21 protein-coding genes are annotated in these 20,069 nt (G+C 70.4%); 12 read left to right on the forward strand and 9 right to left on the reverse strand.

The window, feature by feature from the left end; all coding sequences use genetic code 11:
• Positions 1–92: 92 nt before the first annotated feature.
• Positions 93–1,697 (reverse strand): beta-N-acetylhexosaminidase, encoded by a 1,605-nt coding sequence (locus tag ABT001_RS34295; RefSeq protein ID WP_351285458.1) that lies wholly within the window; start codon positions 1,695–1,697, stop codon positions 93–95.
• A 371-nt stretch (positions 1,698–2,068) separates the two neighbouring features.
• Here ABT001_RS34295 and ABT001_RS34300 point away from each other — a divergent pair, with 371 nt between their 5' ends.
• The 7 genes from ABT001_RS34300 to ABT001_RS34330 all read left to right on the forward strand — a co-directional run bounded on the left by ABT001_RS34300 (position 2,069) and on the right by ABT001_RS34330 (position 7,764).
• On the forward strand, positions 2,069–2,629 hold the full coding sequence (locus tag ABT001_RS34300) for a 2-oxo-4-hydroxy-4-carboxy-5-ureidoimidazoline decarboxylase (RefSeq protein WP_502967575.1): 561 nt from the start codon (positions 2,069–2,071) through the stop codon (positions 2,627–2,629).
• Positions 2,630–2,795: 166 nt separating this feature from the next.
• Entirely contained in the window at positions 2,796–3,176 is a 381-nt protein-coding gene (gene sdhC / locus ABT001_RS34305) for a succinate dehydrogenase, cytochrome b556 subunit (protein WP_073744455.1), read from the forward strand.
• A 5-nt stretch (positions 3,177–3,181) separates the two neighbouring features.
• On the forward strand, positions 3,182–3,661 hold the full coding sequence (locus ABT001_RS34310; protein WP_351285461.1) for a succinate dehydrogenase hydrophobic membrane anchor subunit: 480 nt from the start codon (positions 3,182–3,184) through the stop codon (positions 3,659–3,661).
• A gap of 30 nt (positions 3,662–3,691) precedes the next feature.
• A complete protein-coding gene (sdhA, locus tag ABT001_RS34315) occupies positions 3,692–5,452 on the forward strand; it encodes a succinate dehydrogenase flavoprotein subunit (protein WP_351285463.1) in 1,761 nt (586 codons plus the stop codon).
• Positions 5,452–6,219: a succinate dehydrogenase iron-sulfur subunit gene (locus tag ABT001_RS34320; protein ID WP_351285465.1), complete on the forward strand. Its 768-nt coding sequence runs from the start codon at positions 5,452–5,454 to the stop codon at positions 6,217–6,219. Before sdhA ends, ABT001_RS34320 begins: the two co-directional genes overlap by 1 nt.
• A gap of 176 nt (positions 6,220–6,395) precedes the next feature.
• Positions 6,396–6,986: a hypothetical protein gene (locus ABT001_RS34325; RefSeq protein ID WP_351285466.1), complete on the forward strand. Its 591-nt coding sequence runs from the start codon at positions 6,396–6,398 to the stop codon at positions 6,984–6,986.
• 58 nt (positions 6,987–7,044) lie between these two features.
• The gene (locus tag ABT001_RS34330; protein ID WP_351285467.1) at positions 7,045–7,764 is read left to right on the forward strand and encodes a TetR/AcrR family transcriptional regulator; all 720 of its coding nucleotides are present in this window, start codon (positions 7,045–7,047) and stop codon (positions 7,762–7,764) included.
• A 4-nt stretch (positions 7,765–7,768) separates the two neighbouring features.
• Here the strand turns inward: ABT001_RS34330 and ABT001_RS34335 are convergent, their stop codons facing one another.
• Both ABT001_RS34335 and ABT001_RS34340 read right to left on the reverse strand, forming a co-directional pair.
• Complete coding sequence (locus tag ABT001_RS34335; protein ID WP_351285469.1) at positions 7,769–9,076, reverse strand: metallophosphoesterase; 1,308 nt, start codon at positions 9,074–9,076, stop codon at positions 7,769–7,771.
• Positions 9,077–9,133: 57 nt separating this feature from the next.
• Positions 9,134–9,379: an SCO4848 family membrane protein gene (locus ABT001_RS34340; RefSeq protein WP_351285470.1), complete on the reverse strand. Its 246-nt coding sequence runs from the start codon at positions 9,377–9,379 to the stop codon at positions 9,134–9,136.
• A 121-nt stretch (positions 9,380–9,500) separates the two neighbouring features.
• On the opposite strand from ABT001_RS34340, the gene ABT001_RS34345 reads away from it, so the two are divergent.
• Positions 9,501–10,748, forward strand: coding sequence for a D-alanyl-D-alanine carboxypeptidase family protein (locus tag ABT001_RS34345; RefSeq protein WP_351285471.1), 1,248 nt, complete (start codon positions 9,501–9,503; stop codon positions 10,746–10,748).
• Here the strand turns inward: ABT001_RS34345 and ABT001_RS34350 are convergent.
• Positions 10,696–11,625, reverse strand: coding sequence for a YihY/virulence factor BrkB family protein (locus ABT001_RS34350; RefSeq protein ID WP_351285473.1), 930 nt, complete (start codon positions 11,623–11,625; stop codon positions 10,696–10,698). The genes ABT001_RS34345 and ABT001_RS34350 overlap by 53 nt on opposite strands.
• 162 nt (positions 11,626–11,787) lie before the next feature.
• On the opposite strand from ABT001_RS34350, the gene dprE2 reads away from it, so the two are divergent.
• Entirely contained in the window at positions 11,788–12,546 is a 759-nt protein-coding gene (dprE2, locus tag ABT001_RS34355; RefSeq protein ID WP_351285475.1) for a decaprenylphospho-beta-D-erythro-pentofuranosid-2-ulose 2-reductase, read from the forward strand.
• A 16-nt stretch (positions 12,547–12,562) separates the two neighbouring features.
• Here dprE2 and ABT001_RS34360 read toward each other — a convergent pair whose 3' ends face one another.
• Entirely contained in the window at positions 12,563–13,153 is a 591-nt protein-coding gene (locus ABT001_RS34360) for a 2'-5' RNA ligase family protein (RefSeq protein WP_351285477.1), read from the reverse strand.
• Positions 13,154–13,261: 108 nt separating this feature from the next.
• On the reverse strand, positions 13,262–14,275 hold the full coding sequence (gene trpS, locus ABT001_RS34365) for a tryptophan--tRNA ligase (protein WP_351285478.1): 1,014 nt from the start codon (positions 14,273–14,275) through the stop codon (positions 13,262–13,264).
• A 190-nt stretch (positions 14,276–14,465) separates the two neighbouring features.
• Here trpS and rocD point away from each other — a divergent pair, with 190 nt between their 5' ends.
• Positions 14,466–15,671, forward strand: a complete 1,206-nt coding sequence (rocD, locus tag ABT001_RS34370) for an ornithine--oxo-acid transaminase (RefSeq protein WP_351285480.1) — start codon at positions 14,466–14,468, stop codon at positions 15,669–15,671.
• 18 nt (positions 15,672–15,689) lie between these two features.
• Here rocD and ABT001_RS34375 read toward each other — a convergent pair whose 3' ends face one another.
• From ABT001_RS34375 to pdxR, 3 genes are all read right to left on the reverse strand, one after another.
• Positions 15,690–16,877, reverse strand: a complete 1,188-nt coding sequence (locus tag ABT001_RS34375; protein ID WP_351285482.1) for a glutathionylspermidine synthase family protein — start codon at positions 16,875–16,877, stop codon at positions 15,690–15,692.
• 7 nt (positions 16,878–16,884) lie between these two features.
• Entirely contained in the window at positions 16,885–17,160 is a 276-nt protein-coding gene (locus ABT001_RS34380) for a hypothetical protein (protein WP_351285484.1), read from the reverse strand.
• 132 nt (positions 17,161–17,292) lie between these two features.
• Positions 17,293–18,693 carry a MocR-like pyridoxine biosynthesis transcription factor PdxR gene (pdxR, locus tag ABT001_RS34385; protein ID WP_351285486.1) on the reverse strand — a complete coding sequence of 467 codons (1,401 nt, stop codon included), beginning with the start codon at positions 18,691–18,693 and terminating at the stop codon, positions 17,293–17,295.
• 47 nt (positions 18,694–18,740) lie between these two features.
• Between pdxR and ABT001_RS34390 the strand changes: the two genes are divergently transcribed.
• Together ABT001_RS34390 and ABT001_RS34395 are read left to right on the forward strand one after the other, a co-directional pair.
• Positions 18,741–19,253: a carboxymuconolactone decarboxylase family protein gene (locus ABT001_RS34390; RefSeq protein WP_351285488.1), complete on the forward strand. Its 513-nt coding sequence runs from the start codon at positions 18,741–18,743 to the stop codon at positions 19,251–19,253.
• Between the two features lie 36 nt (positions 19,254–19,289).
• Positions 19,290–20,027 (forward strand): isocitrate lyase/PEP mutase family protein, encoded by a 738-nt coding sequence (locus tag ABT001_RS34395; protein ID WP_351285490.1) that lies wholly within the window; start codon positions 19,290–19,292, stop codon positions 20,025–20,027.
• Positions 20,028–20,069: the final 42 nt, after the last annotated feature.

Consider the following 20,069-nt stretch of genomic DNA (forward strand, 5'->3'; position numbering starts at 1 on the left):
GGGCAAGCCGCGAACCTGTGCTTCACCCGTGGTGAAACGGGCAACGCCGCAATGCTGGAAGTCTACTTTCTGCCGCCGGGGGTACCCGGATCTCAGCGGGCCTCGTCGGCCAGCTTCTCGAACTCCGCCCAGGTCAGCTTCGGTTTCCGCGGGTCCCACAGCTTCTGGGAGACGGCGTTCAGCGGCATCCGGACCCCTTCCGCCACCTGCGCCTGCGTCTGCGCGTTCGGGAAGTCGCCCCAGACCGCGAACCGCCCGCCCAGGATCTGCTTCGAGTAGCGCTCGGCCACCGGCTCGGTGCCGCGCAGGACCAGCGGGGTCCACTGCTCGTAGATCCGCTCACCCGTGGGATAGGTGAAGTCGTTGGGCTCGCCGAGCACGTAGTAGAGGAACTCGTCGTTGAGGTTGATCACCTTGCGGCCCTCGGCCAGGTAGTCCTGGGGCGGCCGGGCACCGATCTCCTTGCCGGTCCAGTACTCGACCTCGACGTCCTTGTCCGCGGTGACCGTGCCTCCGCTGAAGAAGCCGTCGTTCCAGGCCTTGGGGATCTTCTCCGCCTCGCGGATCACCGCCGCCCGGCCGTTCAGCCAGCTCTCCGTGAGGTCCTGGACGGTGGCGCCGCCGCCGTGCTTCTCGCGGGCGGCCGCGGCCAGCTGCGGATAGGAGGCGGCCGGGTCGCTGACGGTCAGCGCCTGGTACTCGTCGGCGCCGACGTGGAACCACCGGCTCGGGAAGAGCTCGGCGTACTCGCGGAGCAGGTCGTCGACGATCTCGGCCGATTCGGCCTTGGAGATGTCGATGGCCCCCTGCCGGGCGGTGCCCTGGGTGTTGCGCAACTGCAGATCGGGGTGCGCCTTCAGCACCGCCCCGAGGTGTCCGGGCGAGTCGATCTCACCGACGACCGTGATGTGCAGGCTCTGCGCGAGCTTCACGATCCGGCGGACCTCGGCCTTGGTGAGGTGCTCGTCGGAGACCACCTCGGGGTGCGAAGCGGACTCGATCCGGAAGGCCTGGTCGTCGGAGAAGTGCAGGCCGAGCTGGTTGAGCTTGAGGTCGGCCATCTCGCGCAGCCGGTCCTCGATCCAGTCCGCGCTGTAGTGCTTGCGCGCGATGTCGAGGTTGAACCCGCGCTGCGGCCGGTCGGGGGTGTCGCGCACCACGCCCTCGGGCATGGTGCTGCCGGTGTTCAGCGACTGCTTGAGGGTGCGGGTCCCGTAGAAGACGCCCGCCTGGCCGGGGCCGCTGATCGTGACCCGGTCGCCCTCGGTCTTCAGGGTGTACGACTCCGGGTCGCCCTTGCCCGAGGCGGCGAGGGCCAGCTCGACGTCGCCGGCCCGGGCGGACTTCTCGCCCCGGTAGTCGATCTTCAGCTCCTTCGCGAGCAGCTTCGCCTCGTCGGCGAGCTCGGGGTCGGCCGCGACGACCGTGCTGTCCTCGGCCGGCTTCCAGCCGGGGCCGCGGGCGGCGGTGTGCTCCCGTACCGCGGGTATCGTCCGCGGCTCCGTGGAGAGCGGGTAGCTCCGGGTGGGTGACGGCGCGGCGGAGGTGCGGGACGACGCCGTCGCGCCGTTCCCGGCACCGGGGCCGGAGTCCTCGGGCCAGACGACGACGGTCAGGGTGACGGCGGCTGCCACCGCGACAGCGGCACCGGCCACCAGGGGCGCACGCGAGGAACGTGCGGCGTGTGAGGGCGACATCGGTCAGAAACCTCCGGATCGGGGGATGAACAGCGCAAAGAAGATGAGAAAGTCGGGCATTTCCCCCACGGATTCGTCCATCAAGCGTTCCGAAACTCTCCCGTCCAGGTGAATTTCTCGCGTCCTTCGGTTGCGTGTCGCTCGGTCTCGCTAGCGTGACGGGTCACAGGAAACACTGTTCACTCCCACCCCGCGCAACCTCGTCGCTCTCCGGCCCCTCTCCAGGGCCACAGAAGTCATTCATTCGAGGAGTCCCGCTGTCCAGGTCCAGCGAGCCCCACGCCGACCTGCCGAAACCACCGCAGCAGGCCGGGTGGACGGCCGTACCCGTCCAGAACCGGGGTCTCGCCCCGGCCCTTCGGGAGGCCCCGGTGGAGGCCCCCGTTCCGGAACCAGTGTCCGTGAGTACCCGCCGACATGCCCACTCGAGCGGCCTCGTCCGCTTCAACGCCTGGCCCCGGGACCTGGCCGAAGCGGCCCTGCTGGAGTGCTGCGGCAGCAGTCGCTGGGCACAGCGCATGGCCGCCCACCGCCCCTATCCGGATCTGGACACGCTGCTCGCCGCCTCCGACGAGGCGGGGTACGACCTCGCGTCCGCCGATCTCTCCGAGGCGCTCACCTCGGAGAGCGCCCCGTGCCTGCACCACGACGCGCCCCGCGCCGCCCACCTGGCGCTGCGTGCCGCGCACGCCGCGTACGAGAGCCGGTTCGGCCACGCCTTCGTGATCTGCCTCGACGGCCTGCGCCCCTCCCAGCACGTCGACCAGGTGCTGGCCGCCATACGCACCCGGCTGGCCCACGAGCCGGACGAGGAGCGCTCCCTGACCGCGGAGGAGATGCGACGACTCGCCCGGGGCCGCATCGTCGAGCTGGTCACGGAGGCGGGTCTGGCGCCCGGCCCGCTGCCCCAGGTGGCATATGACCCCCGGTAGCCCGTCCGTGCCTGTTTGACTGCCGCTTTGATCACACCGGAGGCCCCGCCGCCATGGAACCGACAAAGCGTCGCTACGATGGCCAGGGCCGGTGGACCGTACCCGGCCGGGTCAGACCGACAGTCAAGCCGGCCGACCCCGATCCCCGCTCCCGGAGGGTTTTTCCGTGCCGGCTGGAACGCTGTACCGCGGCCGGGAAGGCATGTGGTCCTGGGTGGCTCATCGAGTCACCGGTGTCCTCATTTTCTTCTTCCTGTTCGTACACGTCCTGGACACCGCTCTCGTGCGTGTCTCCCCCGAGGCGTACGACGAAGTCGTGGCCACCTACAAGACCCCGCTCGTCGCACTGCTCGAGTACGGCCTGGTGGCCGCCATCCTCTTCCACGCGCTGAACGGTCTGCGGATCGTCGCCGTGGACTTCTGGGCCAAGGGCCCGCGCTACCAGAAGCAGATGCTCTGGACCGTTCTGGGTATCTGGATCGTGCTGATGGTCGGGGCCCTGTACCCCGTCCTCGGACACGCCGTACGTGAAGTCTTCGGGAGCTGAGGCCGATGTCCACCGAGACTCCTTCGTCCGCGATCGGCGACGTCGAGGGCGTAAGCCTGTTCGACGTCGACAACCCGGCCCCGGTGATCGAGCCCCCGCGCAAGCGCACGGGCAAGACCCCCAAGGGGTCGCGCACCAACTTCGAGATGTACGCCTGGCTCTTCATGCGCCTGTCGGGCATCGTGCTGGTCGTTCTCGTCCTCGGCCACCTGCTGATCCAGCTGGTGCTGGACGGCGGCGTGTCCAAGATCGGCTTCGCCTTCGTGGCGGGCCGCTGGGCCTCGCCGTTCTGGCAGGTCTGGGACCTGACGATGCTGTGGCTCGCCATGCTCCACGGCGCCAACGGCCTCCGTACGGTCATCAACGACTACGCCGAACGGGACAACACCCGCTTCTGGCTGAAGATGCTCCTGTACACCGCCACGGTGTTCACCGTCCTGCTGGGCACGCTGGTGATCTTCACCTTCGACCCGAACATCCGCTAGGCGCCGGGACAGAGGGACCAGAGGAAAACCATGCAGATCCACAAGTACGACACCGTCATCGTCGGCGCCGGCGGCGCCGGTATGCGCGCGGCCATCGAGTCGACGAAGCGCAGCCGCACCGCCGTGCTGACGAAGCTCTACCCCACCCGCTCCCACACGGGCGCGGCGCAGGGCGGCATGGCCGCCGCGCTCGCCAACGTGGAAGAGGACAACTGGGAGTGGCACACCTTCGACACGATCAAGGGCGGCGACTACCTGGTCGACCAGGACGCCGCCGAGATCCTCGCGAAGGAGGCCATCGACGCCGTCCTCGACCTGGAGAAGATGGGGCTGCCGTTCAACCGCACCCCCGAGGGCAAGATCGACCAGCGCCGCTTCGGCGGTCACACCCGTAGCCACGGCGAGGCCCCGGTCCGCCGGTCCTGCTACGCGTCGGACCGCACCGGCCACATGATCCTCCAGACGCTGTACCAGAACTGCGTCAAGGAGGGCGTGGAGTTCTTCAACGAGTTCTACGTCCTGGACCTCCTGCTGCAGGACGACCCCGAGACCGGGGTCAAGAAGTCCGCGGGCGTCGTCGCCTACGAGCTGGCGACCGGCGAGATCCACGTCTTCCAGGCGAAGGCCGTCATCTTCGCCTCCGGCGGCACCGGCAAGTTCTTCAAGGTGACGTCCAACGCCCACACCCTGACCGGTGACGGCCAGGCCGCCGCGTACCGCCGCGGTCTGCCGCTGGAGGACATGGAGTTCTTCCAGTTCCACCCGACGGGCATCTGGCGCATGGGCATCCTGCTGACGGAGGGCGCCCGTGGTGAGGGCGGCATCCTCCGCAACAAGGACGGCGAGCGCTTCATGGAGAAGTACGCGCCGGTCATGAAGGACCTCGCGTCCCGTGACGTCGTGTCCCGCTCCATCTACACCGAGATCCGTGAGGGCCGCGGCTGCGGCCCCGAGGGCGACCACGTCTACCTCGACCTCACGCACCTCCCGCCGGAGCAGCTCGACGCCAAGCTCCCGGACATCACGGAGTTCGCGCGCACGTACCTCGGCATCGAGCCCTACACGGACCCGATCCCGATCCAGCCGACCGCGCACTACGCCATGGGCGGCATCCCGACCAACGTCGAGGGCGAGGTGCTGGCCGACAACACCACCGTCGTCCCCGGCCTGTACGCCGCCGGCGAGGTCGCCTGCGTCTCCGTGCACGGCGCGAACCGCCTGGGCACCAACTCACTGCTCGACATCAACGTCTTCGGGCGCCGTTCGGGCATCGCCGCCGCCGAGTACTCCGCGAAGAACGACTTCGTCGAGCTCCCGGAGAACCCGGCGCAGCTCGTCGTCGACCAGGTCGAGCGGCTGCGCAACTCCACCGGCACGGAGCGCGTCTCCGAGCTGCGCCTGGAGCTGCAGGAGTGCATGGACGCCAACGTGATGGTGTTCCGCACCGAGCAGACGATCAAGACGGCCGTCGACAAGATCGCCGAGCTGCGCAAGCGGTACCTCGACGTGTCCATCCAGGACAAGGGCAAGCGGTTCAACACCGACCTGCTGGAGGCCGTCGAGCTGGGCAACCTGCTCGACCTGGCCGAGGTCATGGCGATCTCCGCGCTGGCCCGCAAGGAGTCCCGCGGCGGGCACTACCGCGAGGACTTCCCGAACCGCGACGACGTCAACTTCATGCGCCACACCATGGCGTACCGCGAGGTCGCCGACGACGGCACCGAGTCGATCCGGCTCGACTACAAGCCGGTCGTGACGACCCGCTACCAGCCGATGGAGCGTAAGTACTGATGGCTACCCCGACCCTGGAAAAGACCGGCAAGGCCGAGGCCGGCTTCGCCGACACCCCGTACATCACGGCCACGTTCCGGATCCGCCGCTTCAACCCCGAGGTCTCGGACGAGGTCCAGTGGCAGGACTTCCAGATCTCGATCGACCCGAAGGAGCGTGTACTCGACGCCCTTCACAAGATCAAGTGGGAGCAGGACGGCACTCTGACCTTCCGCCGTTCCTGCGCGCACGGCATCTGCGGCTCCGACGCGATGCGGATCAACGGCAAGAACAGGCTCGCCTGCAAGACGCTGATCAAGGACATCAACCCGGAGAAGCCGATCACGGTCGAGGCCATCAAGGGCCTCACGGTCCTCAAGGACCTCGTGGTCGACATGGACCCGTTCTTCCAGGCCTACCGCGACGTCATGCCCTTCCTCGTCACCAAGGGGAACGAGCCGACCCGCGAGCGTCTGCAGTCCGCCGAGGACCGCGAGCGCTTCGACGACACCACCAAGTGCATCCTGTGCGCCGCGTGCACGTCCTCGTGCCCGGTGTTCTGGAACGACGGGCAGTACTTCGGCCCGGCGGCCATCGTCAACGCGCACCGCTTCATCTTCGACTCGCGTGACGAGGCCGGCGAGCAGCGGCTGGAGATCCTCAACGACCGTGACGGCGTGTGGCGTTGCCGCACGACGTTCAACTGCACGGATGCCTGCCCGCGTGGCATCGAGGTCACCAAGGCGATCCAGGAAGTGAAGCGCGCGCTCATCACCCGCCGCTTCTGACCCACGCGTCGCCCACGAGAGGCCCCGCTTCCCGCACACGCCGTGCGGGAAGCGGGGCCTCTCGGTGCATCGCGCGGTCCGGAGCGGTACGGTCGTGCGGGGCCGGTGACCGGATCGTCCCTCCCGGAGCGGCCACGCCCGGGAACAGCCGGCTTGATGGAAGAACGGGGAACGTCATGAGCGATCCGAATCCCTACGCGGACGACTCATACACGTGGGGCCCTCCCAGGTCGCCGGGCCACTCGCCCACGATGCCCGACGGCCAGGGCTTCGGCTCTCCGACGGCGGGCACCACTCCCGCGTACGGCTATCCGCAGCCGCTCCCCGAGTCCGCGGCGCAGCCCGGCCCGGGTTACGGCTACCCGAGCCACGGACAGCCGACGGAGCCCGGCTTCCACCTGCCCGTGCAGCACGGCGGCGGCGCGGTGCCCGTGCTCTCGATCGGCGACATCACGGTGATGAACGACAGCATCGTGACCCCGTCCGGAACCCTCCCCCTCAAGGGCGCGGCGTGGACGGCGACCGACATGTCGCGCACGGAGGAGAAGATCCCGACCGTGGGCATCGTGCTGGCGATCGTCTTCGCGTGGTTCTGCCTCATCGGCCTGCTGTTCCTCCTGATGAAGGAGAAGCGCACCACCGGCTTCGTGCAGATCACGGTCACCAGCGGCGGGCGGCACCACCAGACGATGATCCCGGCGACCGGGCCCGAAACCTTCCACTGGGTCATGTCCCAGGTCAACAACGCGCGTTCGATGAGCGTCTGAGGCCGGTCGGGTCGCCCGGATTCCGGCGCGGAGGGATCTCCCGGTTAGCCTGGGGACCGTGGTGAAGCAGGAGAAAGAGCCCAAGGCGCCGAAGAGCGAGCAGACCCGCACCCTGATCCTGGAGACCGCGCTCCGGCTCTTCGAGGAGCGCGGCTACGACCGGACGACGATGCGGGCCGTCGCCCAGGAGGCGGGCGTCTCCGTCGGGAACGCCTATTACTACTTCTCCTCGAAGGAACACCTGGTCCAGGGTTTCTACGACCGGCTCGCCGCCGAGCACGAGGTGGCGGTCCGGCCCGTGCTGGCCGGGGACGGGGATCTCGCGGTACGCATCCGGGGCGTGCTGCTCAGCTGGCTGGACGTGGCCGGTCCGTACCACCGCTTCGCGGCGCAGTTCTTCAAGAACGCCGCGGACCCGGACAGCCCGCTCTCCCCCTTCTCCCCGGACTCGGCCGCGGCCCGCGAGGCGGTGATCTCGGTGCACGAACGCTGCCTGTCGGGCTCCTCGGTCAAGGCGGACCCGGAACTGGCCGTGCTGCTGCCCCAGTTGATGTGGCTGATGCAGATGGGCCTGGTGCTGTTCTGGGTCTACGACCGGTCCGAGGACACGGAGCGCAGCCGCCGGCTCGTCGAGCGCACCGCGCCGATCGCCGCCCGGGCGATCGCGCTCTCCCGCTTCCGGGTGCTGCGACCGCTCGTGCGGCAGATCCACGGCGTGCTGGTGGAGTTCCTGCCCGGGGCGCCCTCGTCGACGACGGGGGACGTCAGGTCCGGCTGAGCCGTCAGGCCTGCGGGGAAGCGAGCTCCACCACCGTGATGTCGGAGGGGGCACCGACGCGCACGGGCGGCCCCCAGGCGCCGGCACCGCGTGAGACGTACAGCTGGGTGTCGCCGTAACGCTCGTAGCCGGCGACGGTGGGGTTGGCGAGCTCCGCCAGCATGTTCCCGGGCCAGAGCTGGCCGCCGTGCGTGTGACCGGAGAGCTGGAGACCTACGCCGTACTCGACGGCCTCGTCGATGACGACCGGCTGGTGCGCGAGGAGGACGGAGGCGCGGCTGCGGTCCCGGTCGCCGAGCGCCTTGGCGAAGTCGGGGCCCTGGCCCTCGCTCTCCCCCGCGATGTCGTTGACCCCGGCGAGGTCGAAGCCGGCGATCTCGACGCGGGCGTTCTCCAGCGGGTGCAGCCCCAGCTCACGTACGTGGTCGACCCACTCGGCGGCTCCGGCGAAGTACTCGTGGTTGCCCGTGACGAAGTAGCTGCCGTGCCGGGCCTCCAGCTCGGCGAGCGGCTCGGCCGCAGGGCCGAGATCGGCGACGGATCCGTCGACGAGGTCACCGACGACGGCCACCAGGTCGGAGTTGGTGGCGTTGATCGCGTCGACGATCCGCCGGGTGTGGGAGCGGCCCAGGATGGGGCCGAGGTGGATGTCACTGACCACGGCGATCCGGAAGCCGTGGGCGGAGCGCGGCAGTCCGGCGAGCGGGACGGTGATCCGCTTGGTCCGGGGGCCGCGCAGCACCCCGTACGTGCCGTGGCCGACGGTGGCGAGCCCGGCGAGGGCGGCGGCCCCGCCGACGGTGCGCGCGACGAACAGCCGCCGCGAGGGGTCGGCGACGGACGGGGCGGGGGCCTCGGTGCGCGGCGCGACGTCCGTACGGGTGCTGCCGCCGCCGCTGCCGGTCGCGGCGTCGGCCTCGGCGGAAGCGGAGGCCGGAGCCGGACCGGAAGCGGAGGTGGCGGCGACGGCGGTGGGCTCCGCGGCGCGGGCCCGGCGGGCGAGCAGTCGGCTCAGCAGGGGGCGTACGGCCTCTCCCACCAGCAGGGCGAGCGTCAGGTAGAGCAGGGCGGCCAGCCACATGTAGCCCGGCCAGGCCAGCACCTGCTGCAGCCAGAAGGGGAACCCGGCCCGGCTGGACATGAAGGCCCCGACGGACAGCAGCGGCAGCACGAAGGCCGCGACGGTGCCCACGCGGCGCGCGAGGCTGCCCTCCCTCGTCGTGTCACCGACGAACCGGCGCCACACATACCGGTGCACCCCCGCCAGCAGCGCGATGACCGCGACCGCTACGAGTACGAAGACCACAACCACGACGTACGCTCCCCCGCTGAAACGATCCTGTCCGGACGGCGACACGCGCCCGGCGCGTCATCTGCCTTCGCGACGCAAAGCCCTGACACCACGGAACCCGATGGCCCCCACAGCCGTCCCCAGGAGAAACGAGGTGACGGCGAGCAGGAGATGGACCCAGAAGTACGCAGTCGGGTCGCCCGCGTCGTCGAACGCGAGCCCGCTGCCGTCCTTCCAGAGATTCTTGACAAAGGTGACCCAGATGACCCAGCTCCACGCTCCGAAGACGAGCAGGAACCAGGAGACGGGGCGGCTGAGCTTCATGGAATCAGTATCGCCGCTGCCTTCCCGCCCGATCGCCCGGGGTGGGCTGTCCCGGCGGTACGCACGGCGGTTCAGGCCATCCGTGTCCCCATCATCCGCAACGCCCTGTACGTTTCCGATCGTGCCTGCCTTGAAAAAGACCGTGATGACGGTCCTCTCTGCTGCGTTGCTGTCCGTATGTGTCGTCAGTCCCGCGGGGGCGGCCGACAAGGACAAGACCGACGACAAACAGCCGATGCCGACCGGTCCGATGTCGACCGTGGGCGGCGAGCGGCTGGGCCGGATCGGCACCCAGGTCGATCCGGGGCCGGGCGCCCCGGCCCTGCCGAAGGACCTCAGCGCACGGTCGTGGATCGTCGCAGACGCGGAGAACGGCCAGGTGCTCGCGTCCCACAACGCGCACTGGAGGCTGGCTCCCGCCTCCACCCTGAAGATGCTCTTCGCCGACACGGTGCTGCCCGCCCTGCAGCCGAAGACCCTGACCCACCGGGTGACCGAGGAGGAACTCGCCGACGTCGGCGAGGGCAGCAGCCTGGTGGGCGTCAAGGAGGACCACACCTACACGGTCCACGACCTGTGGCTCGGCGTGTTCCTGCAGTCCGGCAACGACGCGGTGCACGTGCTGTCCGAGATGTACGGCGGGGTGCCCGCGACGGTCGCCGCGATGCAGCGTCACGCCGAGGAGCTCCAGGCACTGGACACGACGGTCGTGTCGCCCGACGGCTACGACTCCCCCGACCAGGTCTCCAGCGCGTACGACCTGACGCTGTTCGCCCGGAGCGGGATGCAGAAGGCCGATTTCCGGGAGTACGCGGCGACGGCGACGGCGACGTTCCCCGGTGAGCAGAAGAAGGGCAAGAAGCGGGGGAGCTTCGAGATCCGGAACACCAACCGGCTGATCACCGGGGACATCGGGGTTGAGCCGTACAAGGGCATCGCCGGCGTCAAGAACGGCTACACCTCCCACGCGGGCAACACCTTCACCGGAATCGCCGAGCGCGACGGGAAGGTGCTGCTGGTGACGGTCATGAACCCCTCGTCCGAGGAGAGTCACGCCGTCTACAAGGAAGCCGCCCACCTGCTCGACTGGGGCTTCTCCGCCGGTGGGAAGGTGACCCCGGTCGGCGAGCTGGTGCCGCCGAAGTCCGCCGTGGTCGCCAAGGGCTCCGAACCCGCGTCGGGCGCGGACAAGACCGCGCAGAGGAAGCACGCGGCCGCTGCGGCAGCCGCGGCGCCGGCCGGCTCCACCGGGGTCTGGACCGCGCTGTCGGTCACCGGCGGGGTCCTGTTGGTCCTGGCGGCCGGAGTGTTCCTGGTCAACCGGCGCTGGCCGCTGCCCGACCTGGTGCGCCGTCTCCCCCGTCGCTGACGTCCGCCCCTTCCCCGTCCGTCGCGCTCCTGCCCGGCGTCGCCGTCCAGGCGGCGCAGACCAGGAGCAGCTTCGCGCTGAAGTTGATCCACAGCAGGAGCGCGATGGGCACGCCGAAGGCGCCGTACATGCTCTTCGAGGCGACCTCCCTCATGTAGCTGCCGAGCAGCAGCTTGAGCAGCTCGAAGCCGATCGCGCCGACGAGTCCGGCCACGATCAGCCGTCGGCGCGGCGGTTCCACCCCGGGCAGCAGGGTCAGCAGGTAGAGCAGGATCAGGAAGTCGGCGAGGACCGCCACGACCACGGCGGCCACCTGGAGCAGCACCCCGCCCACGCCGTTCTCGGCGATGCCCAGGCGCTCGATCGTCCAGCCGATGGCCGTGGAGGCGACGGTGGACACCGCGAGCGTCACGAGCACCGCTCCGCCGAGGCCGAGCAGCAGGCCGGCGTCCTTGAGCTTACGGACGACCGGGTTCCCCTCGTCGACGTCGTCCTTCTCCCACACGGCGCGCAGGCAGTCGCGCATCGAGCCGATCCAGCCGATGCCGGTGAAGAGCAGCAGCGCACCCGCGACGACACCCACCGTGCCCGCGTGGGCCACCAGGTTGTCGATGCCGAGCTGGTCCGAGATGCCGGGCACCTGGTCGGCGAGCTTGTCCTTGATCGTGTCGAGCTGCTGGGGGGAGAGCAGCGCGGCACCGACCGCCGCGCCGACCGCGATCAGCGGGAAGAGCGCCAGGAAGCTGAGGAACGTGATCGCCGCGGCGAGCCTGGTCCAGTGGACCCGGTCCAGGGTCTCGTAGGAGCGCCAGGCGTGGGTCTCCATCAGCCGTGCGACGAGCGGCCCGATGACGGGAAGTTTTTTCAGCCAGTCCATGACGTACGCGTACCCTCCCGGGCGCGGAAAACCGGCATCTGGGGCCTCCCGCGCCACCAATCACCCATTTCGGTGAGAGTTGTAACAAATCCCTCAAAAGGGTTTTCACTGGCGATACGGTCACGATCATGTCTGTCGGCCATCCCCGCTAGGAGTCATCCCGTGAAGGACGCCTTCGCCGCCCCGCAGTCCCTGCTCGTCCTCGGCGGCACCTCGGAGATCGGCCTGGCCACCGCGCGGCGGCTGATCGCCGTGCGCACCCGGTCCGTCCTGCTGGCCGGGCGGCCCTCCCCGGAACTGGAGCGCGCCGCGGCCGGTCTGCGGGAGCTGGGCGCCGACGTCCGTACCGTCGCCTTCGACGCGCTCGACCCCGCCTCCCACGAGGAGGTGCTCGGGAAGCTCTTCGTCGAGGGCGACATCGACATGGTGCTGCTGGCCTTCGGCGTGCTGGGGGACCAGGCACGCGACGAGGAGGAACCGCTCGCCGCGGTCCGGGTGGCGCAGACCAACTACACGGGGGCGGTCTCCGCCGGCCTGGTGTGCGCCGGCGCGCTCCAGGCCCAGGGCCACGGCTCGCTGGTGGTGCTCTCCTCCGTGGCCGGCGAGCGCGCCCGGCGCGCCGACTTCATCTACGGCTCCAGCAAGGCGGGTCTGGACGTCTTCACCCAGGGGCTCGGTGACGCCTTGCAGGGCACCGGGGTGCACGTCATGGTCGTACGCCCCGGCTTCGTGCGGTCACGGATGACGGCAGGGCGCGAGGAGACGCCGCTCGCCACCACCCCGGGGGCGGTCGCGGACGCGATCGTGGCGGGGCTGCGGCGGCGTTCGGAGACGGTGTGGGTGCCCGGGGCGCTTCGGGTGGTGATGTCGGCCCTGCGGCACGTACCGCGCCCGCTGTTCCGGCGGCTGCCGGTGCGGTAGCGCCCCGGGGAGGGGCTCAGGGGTGCAGGGACGGCAGGTCCGTGGAGCTGCCGCCCTGGGCCGGTACGACGGGCGCGCCGCCGCCGGCCCCGAACGGGAACTCGTGGATCTTGCGCCAGACCCCGTCCGCGCCCTGTTCGTACAGCGCGAAGGAACCGCAGGTCCAGGCCGCCTCGTACGACGAGAGCTCCTCGTACGCGCGGTCCATGGCCTCCTCCGCGATGCCGTGCGCCACCGTCACGTGCGGGTGGTAGGGGAACAGCAGCTCGCGCACCAGGGGCCCGGAGGCCTCCCGGACCCGCTTCTGGAGCCAGGAGCAGGCCGAGGCGCCCTCGACGACCTGGACGAAGACGACCGGCGAGAGCGGCCGGAAGGTGCCCGTCCCGGACAGTCGCATCGGGAAGGGCCGGCCGGCCGTGGCGATCTGGGCGAGGTGGGCCTCGATCGCGGGCAGGTCGGCCGCCTCGGCCTCGGTCGGCGGAAGGAGGGTGACGTGGGTGGGGATGCCGTAGGCGGCAGGGTCCCCGAAGCTCGCGCGCCGCTCCTGGAGCAGGCTGCCGTACGGCTCCGGGACCGCGATCGAAACGCCAAGCGTTACGGTCCCCACATCGTTCTCCTCAATCGTCGGAGGTCGCTCTTCGGTCCTGGACCACTCTTCGGACGTGCCGACGCCAGTGTGGCCCTTCCGGCCGTGATCTCGCCAGGGTCCTTGGACTCAGTGCTTCGCCGGCAGAAGGCCCATTCGATCGTACGTCTGTGCGAGCGTTTCGGCCGCGACGGTCCTGGCCTTCTCCGCCCCCTTGGCCAGCAGGGCATCCAGGGTCTCCGGGTCGTCCAGGTACTCCTGGGTCCGGGTGCGGAACGGGGTGACGAATTCCACCATGACCTCGGCGAGCTCGGTCTTGAGTGCGCCGTAACCCTTGCCATCGAACTTCTGTTCAAGATCCGGGACGGCGGTGCCGGTGAGGGTGGAGTAGATGCTCAGCAGGTTGCTGACGCCGGGCTTCTTCTCCGCGTCGAAGCGGATCACGGTGTCCGTGTCGGTCACCGCGCTCTTCACCTTCTTGGCGGTGACCTTCGGGTCGTCCAGGAGATTGATGAGGCCCTTCGGCGTCGACGCCGACTTGCTCATCTTGATCGCCGGATCCTGCAGGTCGAAGATCTTCCCCGTCTCCTTGAGGATGTACGGCGCCGGGACGGTGAACGTCGGGCCGTAGCGCCCGTTGAAACGCTCGGCGAGGTCCCGGGTGAGCTCGATGTGCTGACGCTGGTCCTCACCGACCGGGACCTGGTCGGCCTGGTACAGCAGGATGTCGGCGACCTGGAGGACCGGGTAGGTGAAGAGGCCCACGGTCGCCCGGTCGGCGCCCTGCTTCGCGGACTTGTCCTTGAACTGCGTCATGCGCGACGCCTCGCCGAAACCGGTGAGGCAGTTCATGATCCAGCCGAGCTGGGCGTGCTCCGGGACATGGCTCTGGACGAAGAGCGTGCACCGCTCGGGGTCGAGCCCGGCCGCCAGCAACTGGGCGGCCGCGAGCCGGGTGTTGGCCCGGAGCTCCTTCGGGTCCTGCGGCACGGTGATCGCATGCAGGTCCACCACCATGTAGAAGGCGTCGTGGGACTCCTGCAGCGCCACCCACTGGCGGACCGCACCGAGGTAGTTGCCGAGGTGGAACGAGCCTGCGGTGGGCTGGATTCCGGAGAGCACGCGGGGTCGATCAGAGGCCATGCACTCATTGTCTCAGGTGTCGAACCGATCTCCGGCAACCGGTGGAGGAAAGATGTGAGGACGCGCGGGGCCGGCCGGCGGTGACCGGCGTGGGGCGCGCCGCCCCGGCGAGGTTTCCCGGTCCTGGATCCGACCGACGATAGACAGTGGGCACCACCCCCGCCCACGCCGCACGACGAACGGAGACCCCGTGTCGACCACGGAGAACGCCCTCGCCTCCGCCGAGGCGCACAGCGCGCACACCTACCACCCGTTGCCGGTCGTCATCGCCTCGGCGGACGGCGCCTGGATGACCGATGTCGAGGGGCGCCGTTACCTCGACATGCTGGCCGGCTACTCGGCTCTCAACTTCGGCCACGGCAACCGGCGCCTGATCGACGCGGCCAAGGCCCAGCTCGACCGCGTGACCCTGACCTCGCGCGCCTTCCACCACGACCGGTTCGCCGACTTCTGTGCGCGGCTCGCCGAGCTCTGCGGCATGGAGATGGTCCTCCCCATGAACACCGGGGCGGAGGCCGTGGAGACGGCGGTGAAGACCGCCCGCAAGTGGGGTTACCGCGTCAAGGGTGTCCCCGACGGCATGGCGAAGATCATCGTCGCCGCCGACAACTTCCACGGCCGGACGACCACGATCGTCAGCTTCTCCACGGACCACGAGGCGAGGGCCGATTTCGGGCCGTACACGCCGGGGTTCGAGATCGTGCCGTACGGGGACCTCACCGCGCTCGCCGAAGCGATGACGGAGAACACCGTCGCGGTGCTGATGGAGCCGATCCAGGGCGAGGCCGGGGTGCTGGTCCCGCCGCCGGGCTATCTCGCAGGGGTGCGGGAGATGACCCGGGAGCGGAACGTGCTGTTCATCGCGGACGAGATCCAGTCGGGTCTGGGCCGGACGGGCCGGACCTTCGCGTGCGAGCACGAGGGCGTCGTGCCGGACATGTACGTGCTGGGCAAGGCGCTGGGCGGCGGCGTCGTGCCCGTCTCGGCCGTCGTGTCCTCCGCCGCGGTCCTCGGTGTCTACCGTCCGGGCGAGCACGGCTCCACGTTCGGCGGGAATCCGCTGGCCTGCGCGGTCGCCCTGGAGGTGATCGCGATGCTGCGGACCGGTGAGTTCCAGCAGCGCGCCGCGGAGTTGGGCGACCACCTCCACCGCGAGCTGGGACTGCTGACGGGCGGCGGAGCCGTACAGGCCGTGCGGGGCCGCGGTCTGTGGGCGGGCGTCGACATCGCCCCGGCCCTCGGCACGGGCCGGGAGATCTCGGAGAGGCTGATGGACCGCGGGGTGCTGGTCAAGGACACCCACGGCTCCACCATCCGGCTCGCCCCGCCCCTGGTGATCAGCAAGGAGGACCTGGACTGGGGCCTGGACCAGCTCCGCGGCGCCCTGGCCGGCTGAGCGGCCGGACCGGACGGTTCAGAGGATGACGTGGGGCAGGAAACGGGCGTACTCGTCCGTGATCAGCCCCGCCGATTCCCTGATGCCGAGACCGGCGGACTCGTTCTCGACCACCCAGGCGCCGAGCACCACCCGGTTGCCCGCGAAGTCGGGCAGCGGGGCCAGCTCCTGGTAGCAGCAGGGCTCGTCGCGCCGGACCGGAGCGCTGCCCGGTTCGTGGACGGTGACCCCCGCGCCCTCACGGCCGAGGAGCGGCTTGGCGACGTAACCCGCGCCGTCGGGGCCGGCCAGCTCGCGGGGGCCGTCGAGATAGGCGGGGAGGAGGTTGGGGTGGCCCGGATACATCTCCCAGAGGATGGCCAGCAGCGCCTTGTTGGACAGGAGCATCTTCCAGGCGGGCTCGATCCAGCAGGTGCTGCCGGTGCCTCCGCCGTTGTCGAGGGTGTCCAGCACGTGCGGGCCGAAGCGGTCCGTCGTCAGCCATTCCCACGGATACAGCTTGAAGCAGCTGCGGATGAAGCGGAGCCGCTCGTCGACGAAGCGGCCGGACAGCCGGTCCCAGCCGATCCGTTCGACGGAGAGCGCCTCGGTGTCGATGCCGGCCTGCTGGGCGGTCTCCCGCAGGTACGCCACCGTCATCAGGTCCTCGCCCAGCTCGTCGCCGTCGGAGTGGGCGAAGTGCAGGGGGCCGGGCGGGAGCAGGGGCGCCTGCCGCTTCCACGCGTCGACGAGACGCTCGTGCAGGGAGTTCCACTGGTCGGCCCCGGGGAAGCGCTCCTCCATCCAGAACCACTGGGGACTGGCCGCCTCCACCAGTGAGGTGGGGGTGTCCGCGTTGTACTCCAGCATCTTGGCCGGGCCGGTCCCGTCGTAGCGCAGGTCGAACCGGCCGTACAGGGAAGGCAGTTCGGCACGGCGACGCCAGGACTCGGCGACGAGGCGCGCCAGTCGGGGGTCGGTGATCCCGAGATCGGCGAAGCGGTCGTGCTCGACGATGTGCGCGGCTGCGGCCAGGCACATGGTGTGGAGCTCCTCCACGACCTCTTCCAGCGCCTCGACCTCGGGGAGCGAGAAGACGTAGTAGGCGCTCTCGTCCCAGTACGGGCGCAGCGAACCGTCCGGGTAGCGGGTCAGGGGGTAGATCAGCCCCTGCTCCTCGACGGTCTCCTGCCAGCCGGGGCGCGGTTCCGTGGTGCGGCGTTCCATGGAGGTCTCAGCCGCCGCTGGAACCGGAGGAGCCGAAGCCGCCGCTCTCGACCGCGGACTTGTCGAAACTGCCGCCGGAGACCCGGTTGTTGTGCTTGCTGCCGCCGTAGTAGAACTTCCCGGCGCCGGTGCCGTCCTCGCACTCGTACTCCGGCAGGATCTCCTGGGTCACCGGATCGACGCACCGCTCGTCCGGTTCCGAACCGCACGCGGTGAGCGTGGCCGCGAGCAATCCCATGCCGCCGAGCACCACGGTGCTCGACCTCAGCTTGCGCCTGACCATGTTCTGTTCTCCCCCGTCGTACCCACGGGCCGGTGTCCGACCACCCGCCATCTGCCAGTCAGATTAGATGCATGACGCTTGTGGCTGAAACCCGGTACCGCTCCCCCGTTCCGCGTGTCCGGACGGCCCCGGTCACGGGAGCACCCGGCAGAGCGCGTCCAGTGCCCCGGCCCAGCCGCTCTCCGACGGGGTGCCGTAGCCGATGACCAGCCCGTCGCGGCCCGGCTCCGCGTCCTGGTGCCGGAAGCGCGAGAGCCGCTCCAGTGCGAGCCCCTGCCAGGTGGCCGCCTGGACGACCGACTGCTCGGCCCCTCCGGGGAGTTCGAGCACGGCGTGCAGACCCGCCGCGATGCCGCTCACCCGGAAGTCCGGCGCCCGCTCGGCGAGCACCGTGACCAGCTGGTCACGGCGGCGCCGGTAACGCAGCCGCATGGCCCGCACATGCCGGTCGTACGCCCCTGACGCGATGAACTCCGCGAGGGTCAGCTGGTCCGGTGCCCCGGACATCCACTCGAAGCCGCCCTTCGCCTCGCACACCTCCCCCACCAGGCCCTCCGGCAGCACCATCCAGGCCAGCCGGAGCCCGGGCGCCAGCGACTTGCTGGCCGTGCCCATGTAGACGACCCGTTCCGGATCCAGCCCCTGGAGCGCCCCCACCGGCTGGCGGTCGTAGCGGAACTCGCCGTCGTAGTCGTCCTCCAGGATCAGCCCGCCCGAGGAACGCGCCCAGTCGACCACCGCCGCCCGCCGGTCGGGGTGCAGCGGGACACCCGTGGGGAACTGGTGAGCGGGAGTCAGCAGCACGGCGCCCACGCCCGGTGACCCGCCCAGCTCCCCGGTCCTGGCCCCGAGCGCGTCGACCGGTAGGCACGGCGTGCTCAGGCCCGCGTCGGTCAGGAGATTCCGGTGGATGTCCAGCCCGTACGACTCGACGGCCGTCGCCCGCGCCCCGTGGCGCCGCAGCACCTTCCCCATCAGCGTGAGCCCGTGGACGAACCCGGAGCAGATCACGATGCGGTCCGGATCCGCGTACACCCCGCGTGCCCGTGCCAGGTAGTCCGCCAGCACCGTCCGCAGCTCGACGCGGCCCCGCGGGTCGTCGTAACCGAAGGCCGCGTCGGGGGCGACGGTGAGGGCACGCCTCGCGGCCTTCAGCCATGCGGTGCGGGGAAAGGACGAGAGGTCCGGTGACCCGGGCATCAGATTGTGGGTGGGCCTCCGGTGCACCGGCCGGCCCCTGGCGCCCCGGGCGGCCGACGCCGGCACGGTGGCCCGCCGCGCGACCCTGGTCCCCGATCCCTGCCGTGCGGTCAGCCAGCCCTCGGCCACCAGCTCGGCATAGGCGTCGACGACGGTGTTCCGGGCGATCCCGAGGTCCACGGCGAGGGTCCGGGAGGAGGGCAGCCGGGTGCCGGGCGCCAGCCGCCCACTGCGCACCGCCTCCCGCAGGGCGCTCATCAGCCCGCTGCGCAGGCCCGCGCCGACCGGTTCGATGTGCAGGTCGGCGCCGAAAGCGGCCCAGGAATCCGTCATGGAAATGGACCATACCGGTGCGCCATCCGCGCAGTAGCTTCGTACCCATGACCACGCACACACATCACCCCGCGCCCACCGGCAACGCTCCCGAACACCCTGCCCGCCTGCAGTGGGCCGAGCTCGCCCCCGACGTCTACAAGGCCATGGTCCGGCTGGACGTCGCGGCCCGTAAGGGGCTCGACCCGACGCTGCTCGAACTGGTGAAGATCCGTGCCTCGCAGCTCAACCACTGTGCCTTCTGCCTCGACATGCACTCGAAGGACGCCCTCGCGGCGGGCGAGTCCGTCGAGCGGATCGTGCAGCTCAGCGCCTGGGAGGAGTCGCAGCACTTCTACACGGAGAAGGAGCTGGCGGCGATCCGGCTGACGGAGGCCGTGACGGTCCTGACAGACGGTTTCGTGCCGGACGAGGTCTACGCGAACGCCGCGAAGCACTTCGAGGAGGCCGAGCTGGCCCACCTGGTCGCCGCGATCACGACGATCAACGCCTGGAACCGCTTCGGTGTGACCTTCCGGCTGCCCCCGGGGCACTACACGCCCGGCGACATCAAGCACTGAGTCCACCCCCTCCGCCCCTCCCGCTCCGGAGCACCGATGAACGATCCCGTGTCCGTTTTCCGCGCCCTGCACCACGGCCGCGCCCCGGGCGATCCGCTGGTCCTGCCGGGCCCGTGGGACGCCGCGAGCGCCCGGGCGTTCGAGGAGGCGGGCTTCCCCGCCCTGGCCACCCCGAGTGCCGGAGTCGCCGCCTCCCTCGGTCACGCCGACGGACGGACACCGGCGGCCGAGATGTTCGCAGCCGTGAACCGGATCGCACGGGCGGTGTCCGTTCCCGTGTCGGCGGACGTCGAGGCGGGATACGGCCTGGCCCCCGGCGAGCTCGTCGAGCGCCTCCTGGAGGCCGGAGCGGTCGGCTGCAACCTGGAGGATTCGGCCGACGGCGTCCTCGCCGATCCGCGACGCCAGGCCGACCTCCTCGCGGAGGTCCGGGCCGCGGCGGGCGAGCACCTCTTCGTCAACGCCCGAATCGATACGTACATCCATGGGAGCCCGGGTGCCACGGACGTGGCCGGGGACACGATCGCCCGCGCCCGGCTCTACGCCGAGGCCGGCGCGGACTGCGTCTATCCGATCATGGCCCCGGAGGACGACCTCCCCCGGCTGGCCGCCGCGGTCCCCGTCCCGCTCAACGCCCTCGGCGCACCCGACGGCCCGTCGGCCACCCGCCGGCTCGGCGAACTGGGCGCGGCACGGATCACCTTCGGCCCCCAGCTGCAGCGCAGGGCGGCGGACGCCGTGCGCGAGCTCGCCGGCCGGCTGCTCGGCCGCTGACCACCCGCGTACGAGGGCGCCCCCGGCAGCGGTTGCTGCCGG

The sequence above is a fragment of the Streptomyces sp. NPDC002793 genome, from assembly GCF_040295485.1.
Lineage (GTDB): Bacteria > Actinomycetota > Actinomycetes > Streptomycetales > Streptomycetaceae > Streptomyces.